The following is a 15,253-nucleotide window of genomic DNA, read 5'->3' on the forward strand; positions in this document are numbered from 1 at the left end:
CATCTGAATATGGGGAACAGGATATGAACGTACAATTGCCCAAACCCGTAAGCATGCTGCTCGCCGGCCTGCTTACTTTGCTGCCGGTGCTGGCCGGCGCCGACACCCTTGAGCGCGTGCGCGCCAACAACACTTTCACCCTGGGCTATCTGCCGGATTTTGCACCGTTCAGCAGCCAGGACGGTGACAAGGCCAGCGGCTATGGCATCGAGCTGTGCCTGAAAGTCGCCGACAGGCTCAAGACCGAGCTGAGCTTGCCCAATCTGCAGGTACGCTACCAAGCGCTCAAAGTCGGCGAAGAGATCAGTGCCGTCAGCTCGGGCAAGGTCGACATCCTCTGCACACCGACCCCGGCGACACTGGAGCGACGCAAGTCGGTGAGCTTCTCGATACCGGTGTACACCGCAGGACTCTCGGCGGTGGTGCGCAATGATGCCCCCGAGTCGTTATTGAGAGTGCTCAATGGCGATGTGGCGCATACCGGCCCGACCTGGCGCGCGACGGTCAATCGCGGCCTGGCCAACCACACCTTTGCAGCCGTCGCTGGCGGTGTCACCGAGGCGTGGCTTCGCGAGAAAATGCGCCTGCTCGGCGTGGTGGCCACGCTGGTGACGGTCGAGAACAATGAGGATGGCGTGAAGCTGGTTGCCGACGGCAAAGCCAATGCATTCCTCTCCGAGCGCATGCTGCTGAACAACTACGTGGCGAAGAGCAAGGACGCCGGGGAGTTGATGGTGGTGGGTCGCCTCTTCGAATTCGCTCCGGCGTCGATGGCGCTCGAGCGTGGCGATGAGGACTTCCGCTTGCTGGTGGATACCGTGCTGAGCGAAATGTACCGCTCGGGTGAGATCGAGCAGGCGTACATCAAATACTTGGATCGGCTTGGAGGTACGTCCAAGTTGCTGTTCAAGGTCTATGCACTGCCCTAGGACGGCGACATAACCAAAAAGCACGGGGCGCCCGACCTGCGCAGTGGGCCGCCCTGGAGCTATAAAGGCTTTGGTCGTGACGTTGCCCATGCAAGAAACGCCCGAATAGTTCAGCCGGCCAGCCCCAGTTCCTTGGCGCGCACGACTGCTTGCGTGCGCCGCTCGACGCCGAGTTTGCAGTTGATGCGTTGAGCGTGGGTTTTCACCGTATGCAGCGAAATGAACAGGGCGTCGGCTATCTGCTGATTGGAGTAGCCCTGGGCAATCAGCTTGAGCACATCCCGTTCGCGGGGTGTCAGCAGGGTTGCGGGCACGCTGTCATGACTGCCGGCTTTGCCGGCCCAGCGCATCATGGCCGGATTGCGCAACGCAAAGTCTCGCTCGGCACTGGCAAGGCCCATCTGCCGAGCCATGCTCAGCGCATCGAGCATCACCTGTTTGGCGTGTTCCTGTCTGTTGGCCGCGTAGAGCCCTTCAGCCAGGCTGAAGCCGACCTCGCAGGCCAGTGGCCGCCGCCCCTCTTCCAGCGCCTGACGGCGCATGGCACCGAGCGCGTCCACGGTCTCCACGATTGCGCCGTTGGCCAGCTGTGCCTGCAACAGCAGCAGCCGGAGGCGCAGGTTCAGGTCGGGCATCCCGTAGGGCGAGAAATGGATCGCTTCCGCCGACAGGTTGCGCAGTGCCTTCTCGGCCTGTGCTGCACGCCCCTGTATAAGCCAGAGCCGCGCCTTGGCCCTCAGCAACAATCCTTGATACAGCGGCACGCTGATATGGCCGAAATGCATCAGGCGCTCCGCATCGGCGATACGGGAAAAGGCTCCGGCGAGATCGCCGTGCAGGGCATCCAATTCCGCCAACCCCAGGTGGCCCCAAAAAGCGGCGGGGTCGACGCAGTCAAGGCAGTCCTGCAGCCCCGACTTAAAGCTTGCCTCTGCCTCCTGATAACGCCCCTGCTGCAGAAGCAGCGCCGCGCGGCGCAACTGCACACGCGCGCGCATCGGGCTTGCTTCTGCACTCCAGGCAGCATTCAGCTCGCTGTACAGGTGCTTCAACAGGGTTTCGGCACGGAGCAGTTCTCCGCGGATTTCCAGTAATTTCACATGGCTGAGGGCGAAAAAGCTTTCCATGGCCAGGCTGGCCTGCTCCCGCGACTGCTTGATGGCCTGGCGGTTGAGCTCCTGAGCCTCGTCGAAGCGCCCCTCGATCAATGCCTGCTCTATCTGCAAGGCACAACAGAACAGGCGCTGCCCCCAGGCCCGTCGGGGCAGCTCGTCTATGGCTTCCCGTAGCAGGGGGCGTGACTGCTCGGCCGCCCCCCGGTGAAAGGCCAGATTGGCAACCAGCGCCTTCCACTGCGCAATCAGTTCCTGCTGGTGCTGGGCATCTGGCTGGGGCATGAAGCGGGCAAGCCGATTCGCATGTTCCTGGGCTTCGTCCAGCCGGCCACAGAGCAGTTGGGTCCAGGCATTGAGCAGCACCAGACGCGGCGTGCTGGCCAACAAGGATTCAGGCAGTTCGCTGCACCACTGGGTCAACAGCGCAAGGCTACGCCCCTGCAACATGCGATCGCGGGTGTAGTGCTGCATCAGGTTGGCGGCCACCTCCGGCTGTCCGGCTTTGAGGGCATACTCGAGCGCGGAACGCACCTGGCCCTGGCTGACGCACCACTGGCAGGCCTTGCGGAACAGCGCGCTGGCCATTGTGACTGGGAGCAAGCTGGCCAGCAGCGGCGCCACGACCGTGAACACCCTGAAGTGCTTGCCGTCCTCGCTGGCGGACTCGATGAACAGCCCGCACTCAGTGAGTTGCCCGAGCAAATGAGCACCCTCGCCTACACCTAGCAGCTGTTCGCAGAGCGCGGCGTCAAACTCCTGCAGCTGAGCCAGGGAGTAAAGGGCGTGCTGCCAATCGTTTGGCAACTCATTGAGCACTTCGCGCTTCAGATAGTCCAAGAGCAGCACGTCGTTTCGTTCGGTCTGTGGCGGTTGGCCCGGCTGCAAACCGAGCAGGCGCAGGCGAATGCCTGCACACCAACCTTGCGAGGCCTTTTGCAGGGCCTGGACTTCGGGCCTGGGCCAATGGTGGCCACCGATCTGAACCAGGTCAGCCACCTCGCTTTCAGTGAACGCGAGTTCGCTACCATCCAGTTCGAACAGCTCGCCCTCCAGAAGCAGCCGTGCCAGTTGCAGTTGTGGGCGGCGGCGGCTGGCTAGCCACCAGTGAATCCGCCGTGGTGCGGACACGATCAGGTCGTTCAGCAGGGTGTCCAGTTCGCTGTCGGGAAAGCGCGGATAGTTATCCAACAGAAGCCACAGTGGCTGCTCATGGTCCTCGAGATATTGCCGGATGCCGGCCTGGTCGGCAGAGTCAGCGCCGAGAGCGAATGCCAGTCTTTGCAGCCACGCCTCGGGTGACAATGGCTGGCCGCGCAGATCCAGATAGACCAGCCGCGTTCCGGCCGGACACTGCTGCGCACATTCGCTGAGAATCACGCTCTTACCGCTCCCAGCGGGGGCGCAGAGCAGGCGCAGGCGGCATTCTGCTTCCAGCAGCGCATCGCGCAGGCGCGGCCTGGGCAGATGTCCACGCGGAAGACGGAGGGATTCAGGGAGCAAGCCGCTGTCGTTCAACCTTTTCGGCATGAGTGCCCTCGATTGGTTGGCTGATCAGGGATCATCCTTGCAGAGACGAAGCCAACCATGCAATTTTTCGCGAATAAAAAAGGCGGCCGGTAAGCCGCCTAAAACATGTATCAATCTGCGCGTGTCGAGGTTAGCGAACCCCAGCCTGACGCAGCGCTGCCGGGGTGTACCTGGATGCGGAAGCCGCAGCTCCAAACTCGATGCTGTGCTTCTCCTCGTTCTTCAACCCGAGCACCGAATAGCGGCCGGCAACTACGTCATACAAAGCTTCGGCGGTATAGCCGGGCACTTGCTTGTGGTAGTACTGCTGCGCATGGCCTTCGCCAACACGCCACAGGGCACCACGGCCGTCGTAGTGATCGACCAATGCCAGCTGCCAGCTGTCTTCATCGAAGTACATACGGCGGGTGGCATAGATATGGCGCTCATTCGGCTTCAGCTTGGCCACCACTTCCCAAACACGGTGCAGCTCGTAACGGGCCAGATCCTGATTGATATGGCCGGCCTTGAGGATGTCGGCGTACTTCAGGTTCGGCGAGTCCAGCTTGTAGCTGTTGTAAGGGATGTACATCTCTTTTTTGCCCACCAGCTCCCAGGTGTAGCGATCCGGTGCGCCGTTGTACATGTCGAAGTTGTCCGCGGTGGCCAAGCCATCGGCGGCAGTGGCCGGGCCATCGTAGGCAACCTGTGGCGCCCGCCGTACTCGACGCTGCCCGGCGTTGTATAGCCAGGCCAGGCGTGGTTCCTTGACCTGATCGATGGTCTCGTGGATCAGCAGCACGTTACCGGCCAGACGCGACGGCGCCGTCACTCGTTGGATGAAATAGAACAGGATGTTGTCCGCTTTGCTCTTGTCCTGGTCGGCCAGCTCGCCCGGATAAGAGATCTCGTCTTCGAGCTGGATCATGCTGAAGGCACCGTTAGTCTGCGGCTGAACGCGAGTCACCAGACGCTTGACGTTGCCGCCTCGGTAACGGGTGGTGTGGTTCCAGACCACCTCGATGCCGCTCTTGGGCATCGGGAAGGCGTAGTAGCGGCTGTCGTTGAAGCCTTTCAGGCCGTTACCGCCGTCAACGCCTTCGGTATTCAGGGCGCTGGTTTTGGCCGCCGCGTAGATTGCACTCGGCACCGCCACGCTGCGGTGGGTCTTGTACACCGGGATCTTGTAGGTCTGCGGGTAGCGCTTGAACATCGCCAGTTGGCCAGCAGACAACTTGTCCTTGTACTGCTCGGCATTTTCCGCGGTGATGGTGAACAGCGGTTTCTCATCGGCAAAGGGATCGGCCAGGAAGCCTTTGCTGTCCACTGCACCAGCCGTGGTGGGCAGTCCGCCGGTCCATTCCGGGATACTGCCATCGGCATTGCCGGCCTTCTCGGCACCGATCGGAGTCAGGGTGGCACCCAGCTGTGCGGCCTCGTCGGAGGAAACTTTGGCCATGACGCTGGTAGCCAACAGTGACAGCGCCAGAGCGCCGGTTTGCAGCAGACTTTTTGTTGTTTTCATATGCATGTTCGTCCTCTAAATTCCTGTCCGCTTAGAAGTTCACGCCGAAGCTGAGCGCAACGAAGTCGCGGTCGATCGAGGTGTTGAAGTCGCCACCGAAGAAGTCGGTGTAAGACAGGCTGGTCGTGTAGGTGTTCTGGTATTCGGCATCCAGACCGAGGCTGACGGCCTTGGCTCCTTCGTTGAAGAGGCCATTGGCGCCATAACCATCGACGTCATGCGACCAGGAGATGCTCGGCTTCAGGTTGATACCAGCGAAGGCATCGTTGTAGTCCCAGATCGCCCGAGCGCGATAGCCCCAGGAGGTGGTGGTGACGAAACCGTCGTCGTTGCAGTTCTTGCTGACGTTTTCGGCAGTCTGGCTACCCAGAGTGTTGGCATTCAAGGTCGTGCAGGTATTAAGGCGGCCTGTCGCCGGCAGAGGACCGGGACCGTATACCGGATCACGGCCATAGCGAGCTTCAGAGGTATGCTCCAACCCACCGACATGACTCACGCCAATCTCGCCTACCAGGGTCAGGCGGCTGGCACCCATCACCTGGTCGAAGAAATGCGTGAAAGTGGTTTGAAACTGAGTGATTTCCTTGCGGCGATAACCATGCAAATCCTGGCCAGGAGTACCGTCCAGTACAGATGCATTACCAAACAAAGCAAAAGCCGGGCTCAGTGTGGAAAGAGGGCCGACTCCTGCAAACAAGATGTCGGTGGTGTTCAGCTGTACCGGGGCGTTCGGCCGGTAGCTGACTTCGCCAGACCATGCCGTGCCGATGGGCAAGGTGGTGGAGAAGCTCAAGCCGAACAGACGAACATCTTCAGGATATTCGATGAAATACTGCGAATTACCAGCCACGACCAACGGTGCCGCCGCACCAAAGCGCGCTGCAGTATTAAAAATAGCTTGGGACGGAGCAGAACCGCTGAAAACGGGAGCACGACTATGCAGGTTCATGTAATAGAGGCCGAACTCGGTATCCAGCGCATCCTCGAAATAACGCAACGCGGCACCGTACTGTCCGCTATCGCGTGCGTCACGATCAGGACCGCGACGTACCAGAACACCTTCGGAGTTTTGGTTGATATCAAGAGCGGTACCTGGTAACCCAGCGTTAACGGCACTACCCGCGGCCAAGTTGTTGCTAAGAACCCGTAGGTTGTCATCACAACCATCGGCAATTACGTCAGGTTGAGCAAAGAAAGTCCCGCAGTTATCTGTGACGGTCTGATCCCACTCCAACTGGTAGAAGGCTTCAGCCGACAGGTTCTCGGTCAGGCTTTGTTGCACGAAGAACATATTGACCGGAATCAAGCCTTCCTTGATTTCAGCACCAGGACGGCGGAACGCAGACACATCAATCGGGTTGATTGCGTTGATACCGTTTTGAATAAAGGTGCTCTCGCCCCAGCTGACGACTTGTTTGCCCAAGCGAACCGAGCCTGGCTGGTCTGCTATTTGATAGTTGTGATAAACGAAGGCATCGAGAAGCTGTGCGCCGGAAGATTTGGCACCTTCTTTACGGCCGCTGTCGTCGATGTCCTTGAACGGACGGCTCTCGTCCTTCAGCTCGAAGTCATACCAGTACTTGCCGCGCATGAACACACCGGTGTCGCCGTACTTCAGCTCGAGATCGTGGATACCCTTGAAGATCTTCGAGAAAGTCTCGCCCTTCTTGAAGTTCAGGTGAGAGTCATCAGAGGTTTGCGATAGCCCCTGACCGCCGTTGTTCACCCCAATCAGATCTGGATCGGCACCGCGCACCGACCAACTTGCACCGACGGACAGCGACGAGTCGAAAGTCCCCTCAATCTCTCCAACACTAAAACTCACTGCTTCAGCCGGGGCTGCGATGCATAAGGCGATCGCGGTGGCTAACGCATGAGGGCGGAAGGATTTACAGATTATTTTTGTTTTCATTTGGCCTTTCCCAGGTGGACTACTGCTCGGCGGCCAAAGCTAATCAATCCCTCTTGCGGCGGTAACGGACGAAGTAGTGATTTTGAATGTCATCACTAGTAGTGACCCGCATACTACTGGGTGCCTTCGTTCGATGCTGGCCTCGCACTGCCCCGGGGGCGGCCTCACCAGGAAGGTGATGTTTTCTGCCTCGCTAGCCCTTTCCGTGTGTTTGGGTGTCTTGCCAAAACCGCGCTGTTGCGCCGGGCAGAATGAGATGGAGCGCAGGTTATCCAGCTCGGTGGTAACTGATGGTGAGGGGGGAACTGCACTGCAACTGTTTCGCCAGGCAACGGCGCTAACTGCTGCAATGATCGCCTGCGAGCCCTGACGATCATGAAGATATTATTCGTGGACATCGTCCCGGCCCCTTCCTGAAATAGAGCCGAGATCAAGGATGCTGAAACCAAGCAGGCTGCACGGCCGCAGCCGCAAACACGCCCCTCATCCGCCGAGCGCCATGATCGCGGCCATCAGCGCCGTGCCAAGAACCGTCATCGCTGCCCCGCCGCGCCATGGGGTTGCGCCTGCGTACCGCGCGAGAATCCAGCCTGCGATGAACAGCATCCCTAGGGCGACCACGTTAGACACGCGCACTGCGAGAGCCGTCTGGTCGAGCAACATGAACGGCACCACGACCGGGAACGTCGCGAGCACGACCAGCAGGAAAACGCCGAGTGCACCCTTGAAGTCGTCCAGGCCAAGGCGCGGCGGTAGCGGCATGGCCGGGTGCTCGACGAGGCGGCATCGCAGCAATTCCAATACCTCAGTGTTGGCCGCAGCCGCGAGACGCGGCGGTAGCGCGTTAGCAATGAGCGCTTGCCCGGTAGCTGCGTCCGCCCCGCTGCACAAACTTGCGAGCAGCGTGCGGTTGCGTGTGCGCTCGATCACGGTGCGCATCAGGTATATCACCGCGTCCGCGAGTCCCCAGGCGAGATTACAGCCGAGTGCGGCGACTATCATTGCGCGTTCATCCTCGTGGCCAGCCGTCGCCACACTGAGCGACCCGATGAAGGTCATCGCCATCAGCAAGCCGAAGATCACTTCCATGACGCGCTCGATCGGATCAAGCACACGCGCCCGCTTCTCTTTTCCAATGTCTGGCATGAGGTCACCCTCCCCGGAGCCGAGCCCGTACCGATGTTTTCAACGCGGGGCAAGTTACACGGCTGCTGGCGCGGACTCGTAGCGCGCAACGGCCTCCTCGAGATTGAAAAACATGCGCTCAAGGCCCAGCGTCTGCCCCAGCGGTGACTGCTTGACCATGGCCAGCACACCCGGATTCAGGCCTACGAGCCACAGCGTCACACCCTTCTCTCGCAGTCGCTTCTCGGCCTCGGTCAGCATTTTGAGTGCGGTGTATTCCAGATCGAAGACCCCGCCGAGGTCGAACGCCATGACCTTCGGGCTGGCCTCGGCGATCAACGGCTGGATCTTCTGGCCGATGCGCTCGGCATTGGCGAAGAAGATGCGCCCCTCCGGGCGCAGCATGAGCAAGCCGGGAAAGCTTTCGTCTTCGGGATGTTCATCGGATCGAGGCCGGAACACATTGGAACCTGGCCTTCGCCCCAGAACATGAACCGGTGGATCGGACACCTGATAAGCCAAGGCCACGAGCGATACGATGATCGCCACGACAATGCCCTGCAGTGTTCCGAGCAGCACGACCCCTGCCATCGCGACCAGCGCCCAAATGAACTCGGTACGACGCACCGTGAGGATCTCGCGAAACTCCAGCGGATTGATCAGGCCCACCGAGTACACAATTACCACCGCAGCCAGGGTGGCGTCCGGCATCAGACCGATGAAAGGCGCCAGCAACAGAATTGTCCCCAGCGCCAGTGCGGCCGTGACCAGCCCCGCAAGTTGCGTGCGCGCTCCCGCGAGCCGGTTCACCGCCGTCTGCGTGGTTCCGCCGCCGGCCGGCATGGCGCCCAGCAAAGCGCCACCAATGTTGGCCAACCCTGTCGCAACCAGCTCCCGGTTGGGCTGTGGTGTGGGCTCATCACTCTGGGCGAAGGCGCGCCCTGCCGCGATCGTTTCGGTGAAGCTCATCAGCGCGATGCCCATGGCCGCGGGCCAGAGCTGGGCCAGTAGCTGCCAATCCGGCAGTGTCACAGCGGGCAGCCCAGTCGGAACGACACCAACTGTCGCCACCCCGAAGCGCTCCAGGCCGAACAGACTCATGGCACCAATCCCGATCGCCACCGCGACCAGCGGTGCGGGCGCGCGTGGAGCAAAACGCTTCATAACCAGCAGGATCGCAATCGTGAAAACTGCCATGGCAACAGTCGGCAGCGACGCCTGCGGGAGACCTTCGAACGTAGCGAGTAAGTTGTGAATGAATGAGCCCTTGTGAATGTGGATACCAAGCAACTTCGGAATCTGGTCCACCACAATGACGATTCCGATGCCGGCCTTGAATCCGACCAGCACTGGCTCGGAGATGAAGTTGGCGACGAATCCCAGCCGCAGGAGGCCCGCCAGCACGAGGATCGCGCCCACCAGCAATGCCAGCGTCGCCGCTGCCGTGACGAGAGCTGCCGGGGTGCCGGACGAGACCTCCGCAAGCGCCGCGCCAGCCAGGATGGCGATGGTGGTGGTCGTGCTCACACTCAGGGGACGCGAGGTTCCGAACAGGGCGTAGATCAGCATTGGGACAAAGGCCGTGTAGAGCCCGACCTGCACCGGCAGCCCGGCAATGGTTGCGTATGCCAGAGCCTTGGGAATGACGACCGCCGCCGCAGTCAGGCCGGCGATCACATCGAGCCTGAACCAGGGCTGTCGATAGTCGCGGAGCCACTCCAGTGCGAACAGACGCACGCTACCCCGCGCATGTTGCCGTGAACCGTGCGCACCAGACCCATGGAGTCGATTGTGGGGTTCAGAGCCTTGCTGCTTCATGACTCACTCCAGGCCGGGACTCGCCCCGCACCGCGTGTGTCTCCGAAAGGCCGCGCCCGTCAGAATTTTTCGGGGATGAACTTGAACGGGTAATCCGGCTCGCGATAACCGCCTGGCTTCTGCCGCTCGGGTAACTTCACCTTCTCGCGCGGTATCTCTTTGTAGGGGATGCGGCTAAGCAAGTCGGCGATGATATTGAGGCGGACCCGCCGCTTGTCGTTCGAGTTAGCCACGAGCCACGGCGCATACTCGCTGTCCGTCGCCTTGAACATGTCGTCGCGCGCGCGTGAGTAGTCATACCAGCGGCCGTACGACTTGAGGTCCATACCAGACAGCTTCCAGGTTTTGCGCCCATCGTTGATGCGCGCCTCGAGCCGGAGGGTCTGTTCCTCCTGGCTGACCTCCAGCCAATACTTGAGCAGGATGACTCCCGATCCAACTATCGCTTTCTCGATGAGCGGGGCCGCCTTCAGGAAACTTGTGACCTGCTCTTTGGTGCAGAATCCCATCACCCGCTCGACGCCCGCGCGGTTGTACCAACTGCGATCGAAGATCACTACTTCGCCGGCCGCGGGCAGGTGCGGCAGGTAACGCTGCAGATACATCTGGCTCTTTTCGCGCTCGGTCGGCGCTGGCAGCGCCACCACCCGGAAGACACGCGGACTCACCCGTTCGGTGAGTGCCTTGATCGTCCCGCCCTTGCCAGCGCCATCGCGCCCCTCAAAGACAATGCAGATCTTGATGCCCTTTTGCTGCACCCACTCCTGCAGCTTGACCAGTTCGACGTGCAGACGGCGCAGCTCACTCAAGTAGTCCTTGCTCGTCAGCTTCGAATTTTCAGCAGGACTACCCTTTTGTGCGCCCTTCTTATCCTTTGCCATGGCCTTGACCTCACAAATTCTCGCAGCCTGCCGATCGGCAGGCTTTGTGGGCGCACCGAACCACGAGAAATTGTCTCTCGCCTCTGCGCTCCATTTGTCGGTGTAGCTGAGGACACCTGCCTATGCAAGGGAGTGCCCTGCCCCGAACCGCGTGAATGCCGGGTACTTGATTACAGCGCTGGGCACGGCGGTTTCGATCAGTTCAGCGAACTGGATGCGCCCACAGATGATCGTGGCCAAGTACCGCTGCGCCACCACGGTCTGGGCATTCAGCTATCGGCACAGTCCTTTATTTGCGTACGTAGCCACTGAAGGCCTGCATTGGCATGGCGGCGAAAGGCAACGGGATCCGCTACCTGAAGATTCTTCTGGACGTGATTTAGGTCGAGCCGACGACGGTCAATGGCGCCTGCAAAATGAAGGGCAATACGTGAGCTAGACTTCAGCGCAATGGTCTATTTACTACAAAAAGGGAACAATCCATGCTCGATTACTTCGCCCTGGGTTTGCTGATTTTCGTTGGACTAGTACTGTTCTACGGGATCATCGTGCTGCACGACATCCCGTATGAAATCGCCGTGCACCGCAACCATCCGCATCAGGATGCGATCCACGCCACCGGCTGGGTCAGCCTGTTCACCCTGCACGCCATCTGGCCCTTCCTGTGGATTTGGGCGATGTTGTACCGCGAGGACCGCGGCTGGGGCTTTGGTGACGGTAAGTCGCCGCAAAGCCATGTCCTGCATCTGGAACAGCAGTTGGCCGATTTGCAGCAGCGCCTCGACCGGCTTGAAGGGCAGCGGGCCACGCCCCAGCCATCGACATCCCAGAACGCGGCATCCCAGAACCAGGGAGAGGGAATCTGAACCATGGATCTCTTACTTATCCTCACCTACACAGCCTTCTGCGTTGCCATCTTCAAGATCTTTCGCATTCCGCTGAACAAGTGGTCGGTGCCCACCGCTGCGCTCGGCGGGGTGGTGCTGATTGGCGCCCTGATCTTCATCATGAATTACAACCACCCGTACTCGGAGGTGGCGCGTTCGTATTTCGTCACGGTCCCAGTGATACCGGTGGTCAGCGGCCAAGTGATCGAAGTACCAGTGCAGACCAATCAACCGCTGGAAAAGGGTGATGTGCTATTTCGCATCGACCCGACTCCCTTCGAGAACCGGGTCAAATCCCTCAAGGCGCAACTGGTCTCGGCCAGAGCTGATCTTTTCCGCGCCACAGAATTGTTCAAACGCAACGTAGGCAATCGCCGAGACCAGGATATCGCCACTGCTCGCGTGGAAGACTTGCAGGCGCAGCAGAACATCGCCCAGTTTGAACTGGACCACACCGTTGTGCGGGCGCCGAGCAAAGGTTTCGTCACCCACGTCTCACTGCGCGCAGGAATGATGGCGACCAAATTGCCGCTGCGACCTTCCATGGTCTTCATCCCCGACGAGGGCCATTACTTCACCGCCTGGATGCGGCAGAACAGTCAACTGCGCCTGTCGCCCGGCGACGAGGCCGAAGTCGCCTTCGACGGCATCCCCGGCAAGGTGTTCAAGGGCAAGGTGAAGAGCGTGATCGCCGTGATCGGTGAAGGACAGATACAGCCTTCAGGCACGCTAATCAGTTACACCGGCTCTCCACCGCCGGGCCGGGTGCCGGTAGTCATCGAGATCACCGACCCTGAATACGCGCAGTACAGCAAGCTGATGCCGGGAGGCTCGTACGGGCAGGCGGCGCTGTATAGCAAGCATTTCCACCATGTTGCGGTGATGCGCAAAATCCTCCTGCGTATGGCCGCCTGGATGAACTACATCTTCCCGTTTCACTGAGCACGGCAGCTCAAAAAAGGGAAGTCTGAAAAGACTTCCCTAGGCGTAAACCATGAGCAAACCCCTAGAAACCCTCTGGTATACCCACAGCCCGGTTCCCACCGGGCTTGGGATTGCCGTCGAATCCGGTCGCCTGGCGGACGCTTTTCGTCCCTATGGCACCAGTATCCGAGCGTTGCGCGAATCCAGCGACAAAGAGGTTCGCGAAGCGCATTTCGATCACCATCTGCCCAATGCCGTGCGCCATGGCGGCAATATTCCGGCCATCTGGGCCCGCGCCGCGGGCGCCCAAACGCGCCTGCTTGGCCTGTCCTGGACAGATGAGGTGCAGCTGATAGTGACCACCCCGGAAAGCCAGGTGAAATCCATTCGCGATCTGAAGAACCGGCGCTTCGGTCTACCGAAATGGGCCAACGTGCAGATCGACTTCAGCCGGGCCACGGCCCTGCGCGGCCTGGAAAACGCCTTGAGCCTGGAGGGCCTATGCGTTGCCGATGTCGAACTAGTCGACTATCCCTACGGCGGCAGCCACAGCGATGACCCGGTGCGCCATGTGTTCGGCGCCCAGGTGCGTTTGCGCGGCAATCGCCCGCGTCGGCGCAATCAGGAGTTGATTGGCTTGCTGCGCGGCGACATCGACGCGATCTTCCTCAAGGGCGCCTACGGCATGCAGCTCGCCGACGAATTCGGCCTGCATGTGCTGGACACCACGGTTTCCATCAGCCGATAGCGTAAAGCCAGATCCCAGCGCACCTGCTCGATGGACTGTTTGCGCTTCATACCGCGGTGGTCATGGAAGCCTGTGCCGGAGGACAGGTGGTCGGCGTGGACGTGGGTTTCCAGCACCCACTCCGCGCACAGCCCCTGCGTGCGCACGTGGGCAATCAGGCGATTGACGTTGGTGTGAGAGATACGCCCGGTGGCGGAATCGTAGTCCAGCACCGGATCGATGATGGCGCAGCGGCCACTGTGTGGGTCACTGACCACATAACTGAAGCTATTGCTGCGCGGATCGAAGAAGGCTTCGACAGTGGGTGTCATGGCTGAATGTCCTGGATCCAAGATGGAGAACGTGTGGCTCGCGTCATCAGCGCGCCAGGAACAGCAAGCCTATGACCAGGACCGCGAGGAAGACGGTTTCGCCGACCAGCATGACGATCGGTCGCCAGCCAACCTGCGCCAGTTTCTGCAGCGAGGTCTTCATCCCCAGTGCAGCGATGGCCATGACCAGACAGCCGCGTGACAGGTCATTCATGCCACTGGTTACTACCTGCGGTATGACGCCGGTGCTGTTGATCGCCACCAGAACCACGAAGGCGATCAGAAAGCCCGGCACCATCGGAATCCGTCGGCATTCGCTGCCACTCTGGCAGGACGCCTGCTGGCGGCGGAACATCCACGCCACCACAACCACTGCCGGGACCAGCAAGGCGACGCGCAGCAGCTTGACCACGGTGGCGATGTCGCCGGTGGCCGGCGAGATCATGTAGCCGGCGCCGACCACCTGGGCCACGTCGTGGATGGTGCCGCCGAGGAAGATACCGGTCTGCTCGGGGGAAATGCCCAGCAGCTTGCAGAGGATCGGGTAGCTGATCATCGCCATGGTCGACAGGCCGGTGACGCCGACCACGGTCAGCAGAGTGTCGCGCTCGCTGTTCTCGTGCTTGGGCAGCACCGCGGAGATCGCCAGCGCCGCGGAGGCACCGCAGATCGCCACGGCGCCACCGGTGAGTACGCCGAAGTCGGCACGCTGGCCGAGCAGTCGCGCGCTGATCCAGCCGACGCAGATGGTCGCGGCGACGGCTAGCACGGCGGCGAGCACGGTTTCCAGGCCAAGCGAGCCAATCTGCTCGAGGGTGATCCGCGCACCGAGCAGCGCCACACCGAGGCGCAGAATGGTCCGTGAGGCGAACTCGATGCCGGGCAGGCAGCGGCCATCCTCGACGAGGAAATGGCAGGTCATGCCGAACAGCAGCGCATAGAGCAGCGTTGGGCCGCCGTAGTGGTCGGCGATGAAGGCCGAGGCCATGGCGATCGCCAGGCTGACCATCAGTCCGGGGCCGAGGGTCTGCAGGCGAACCAGCAGCTGCCGGGGGCCGCTGACGGGGGCGGCGCAGTGCGTGTCTTTGATCATGGTGGTCGTCTCGTGCTCGCCCGGCTGCGGCGGGCCGTCAGCCGGGTCGCAGTGTTTCACTCGGTGGGTGCCTGCTCGAAGCATGGCAACGCGCGGTCGATGGCCACCCAGGGCTGTGCCGAGGCGCACCACAGGTGCAGCTTCGGTGTGGCGCTGGCCGGCTGGGCCAGGGTGCCAGCCTTGACCGCCATTACGCCCGGCATCGCGGCGACTTCGGAGTACAGCGCCGAGCCGCAGCTGGTGCAGAAGTAACGCTTGACCGGTAGGCCGCTACCGCCGGGCTTGGCGTAGCAGCCGAGGCTCGCGCCCTCGACCAGGAAGCCTTCGGCCGGCACCAGCACGTTGACCGAGAAGGCGCTGCCGGACTGTTTCTGGCAGTCGCTGCAATGGCAGACGGCGGTGGTCAGCGGGGCGAGGTGGCTGGAGTAGTGGATGCCGCCGCACAGGCAGCTGCCTTTGATAGTGTTCATGAGCGTTCT

The 15,253-nt window shown here is 61.1% G+C and carries 11 protein-coding genes and 3 pseudogenes; 4 read left to right on the plus strand and 10 right to left on the minus strand.

The window, feature by feature from the left end; genetic code table 11:
* Positions 1-23 precede the first annotated feature (23 nt).
* Positions 24-929 (plus strand): amino acid ABC transporter substrate-binding protein, encoded by a 906-nt coding sequence (locus D3879_RS14365; protein WP_119955006.1) that lies wholly within the window; start codon positions 24-26, stop codon positions 927-929.
* Between the two features lie 110 nt (positions 930-1,039).
* Here the strand turns inward: D3879_RS14365 and D3879_RS27850 are convergent.
* The 7 genes and pseudogenes from D3879_RS27850 to ppk2 form a co-directional block, all read right to left on the minus strand.
* A pseudogene (locus D3879_RS27850) lies at positions 1,040-1,228 on the minus strand (response regulator transcription factor); the annotation flags it as partial.
* A 108-nt stretch (positions 1,229-1,336) separates the two neighbouring features.
* Positions 1,337-3,571, minus strand: a pseudogene (locus D3879_RS14370) (winged helix-turn-helix domain-containing protein); the annotation flags it as partial.
* A gap of 130 nt (positions 3,572-3,701) precedes the next feature.
* A complete protein-coding gene (locus D3879_RS14375; RefSeq protein WP_119955008.1) occupies positions 3,702-5,075 on the minus strand; it encodes a DUF1329 domain-containing protein in 1,374 nt (457 codons plus the stop codon).
* A 31-nt stretch (positions 5,076-5,106) separates the two neighbouring features.
* Positions 5,107-6,987 carry a DUF1302 domain-containing protein gene (locus D3879_RS14380; protein ID WP_119955009.1) on the minus strand — a complete coding sequence of 627 codons (1,881 nt, stop codon included), beginning with the start codon at positions 6,985-6,987 and terminating at the stop codon, positions 5,107-5,109.
* A 483-nt stretch (positions 6,988-7,470) separates the two neighbouring features.
* Positions 7,471-8,133 carry a VIT1/CCC1 transporter family protein gene (locus D3879_RS14385; RefSeq protein WP_119955010.1) on the minus strand — a complete coding sequence of 221 codons (663 nt, stop codon included), beginning with the start codon at positions 8,131-8,133 and terminating at the stop codon, positions 7,471-7,473.
* Positions 8,134-8,187: 54 nt separating this feature from the next.
* Entirely contained in the window at positions 8,188-9,930 is a 1,743-nt protein-coding gene (locus tag D3879_RS14390; RefSeq protein ID WP_119955011.1) for a SulP family inorganic anion transporter, read from the minus strand.
* A 59-nt stretch (positions 9,931-9,989) separates the two neighbouring features.
* Entirely contained in the window at positions 9,990-10,811 is an 822-nt protein-coding gene (gene ppk2 / locus D3879_RS14395; protein WP_119955012.1) for a polyphosphate kinase 2, read from the minus strand.
* Between the two features lie 482 nt (positions 10,812-11,293).
* Here ppk2 and D3879_RS14400 point away from each other — a divergent pair, with 482 nt between their 5' ends.
* The 3 genes and pseudogenes from D3879_RS14400 to D3879_RS14410 form a co-directional block, all read left to right on the plus strand.
* Positions 11,294-11,677, plus strand: coding sequence for a DUF3302 domain-containing protein (locus D3879_RS14400; RefSeq protein WP_119955013.1), 384 nt, complete (start codon positions 11,294-11,296; stop codon positions 11,675-11,677).
* A 3-nt stretch (positions 11,678-11,680) separates the two neighbouring features.
* Positions 11,681-12,640, plus strand: a complete 960-nt coding sequence (locus D3879_RS14405) for an HlyD family secretion protein (protein WP_119955014.1) — start codon at positions 11,681-11,683, stop codon at positions 12,638-12,640.
* A 52-nt stretch (positions 12,641-12,692) separates the two neighbouring features.
* Positions 12,693-13,358 (plus strand): annotated as a pseudogene (locus D3879_RS14410) (substrate-binding domain-containing protein); the annotation flags it as partial.
* On the opposite strand, the gene D3879_RS27495 reads toward D3879_RS14410, so the two are convergent.
* From D3879_RS27495 to D3879_RS14425, 3 genes are read right to left on the minus strand one after another with little or no spacing between them, the layout of a single operon-like run.
* Entirely contained in the window at positions 13,301-13,681 is a 381-nt protein-coding gene (locus D3879_RS27495) for an MBL fold metallo-hydrolase (protein ID WP_119955015.1), read from the minus strand. The pseudogene D3879_RS14410 and the gene D3879_RS27495 sit on opposite strands and share 58 nt — an antisense overlap.
* A gap of 46 nt (positions 13,682-13,727) precedes the next feature.
* Positions 13,728-14,834 (minus strand): YeiH family protein, encoded by a 1,107-nt coding sequence (locus tag D3879_RS14420; protein ID WP_338014884.1) that lies wholly within the window; start codon positions 14,832-14,834, stop codon positions 13,728-13,730.
* Positions 14,831-15,244 carry a GFA family protein gene (locus D3879_RS14425; protein WP_119955016.1) on the minus strand — a complete coding sequence of 138 codons (414 nt, stop codon included), beginning with the start codon at positions 15,242-15,244 and terminating at the stop codon, positions 14,831-14,833. Before D3879_RS14425 ends, D3879_RS14420 begins: the two co-directional genes overlap by 4 nt.
* Between the last annotated feature and the right edge of the window lie 9 nt (positions 15,245-15,253).

This window comes from Pseudomonas cavernicola (assembly GCF_003596405.1).
GTDB classification, from domain to species: domain Bacteria; phylum Pseudomonadota; class Gammaproteobacteria; order Pseudomonadales; family Pseudomonadaceae; genus Aquipseudomonas; species Aquipseudomonas cavernicola.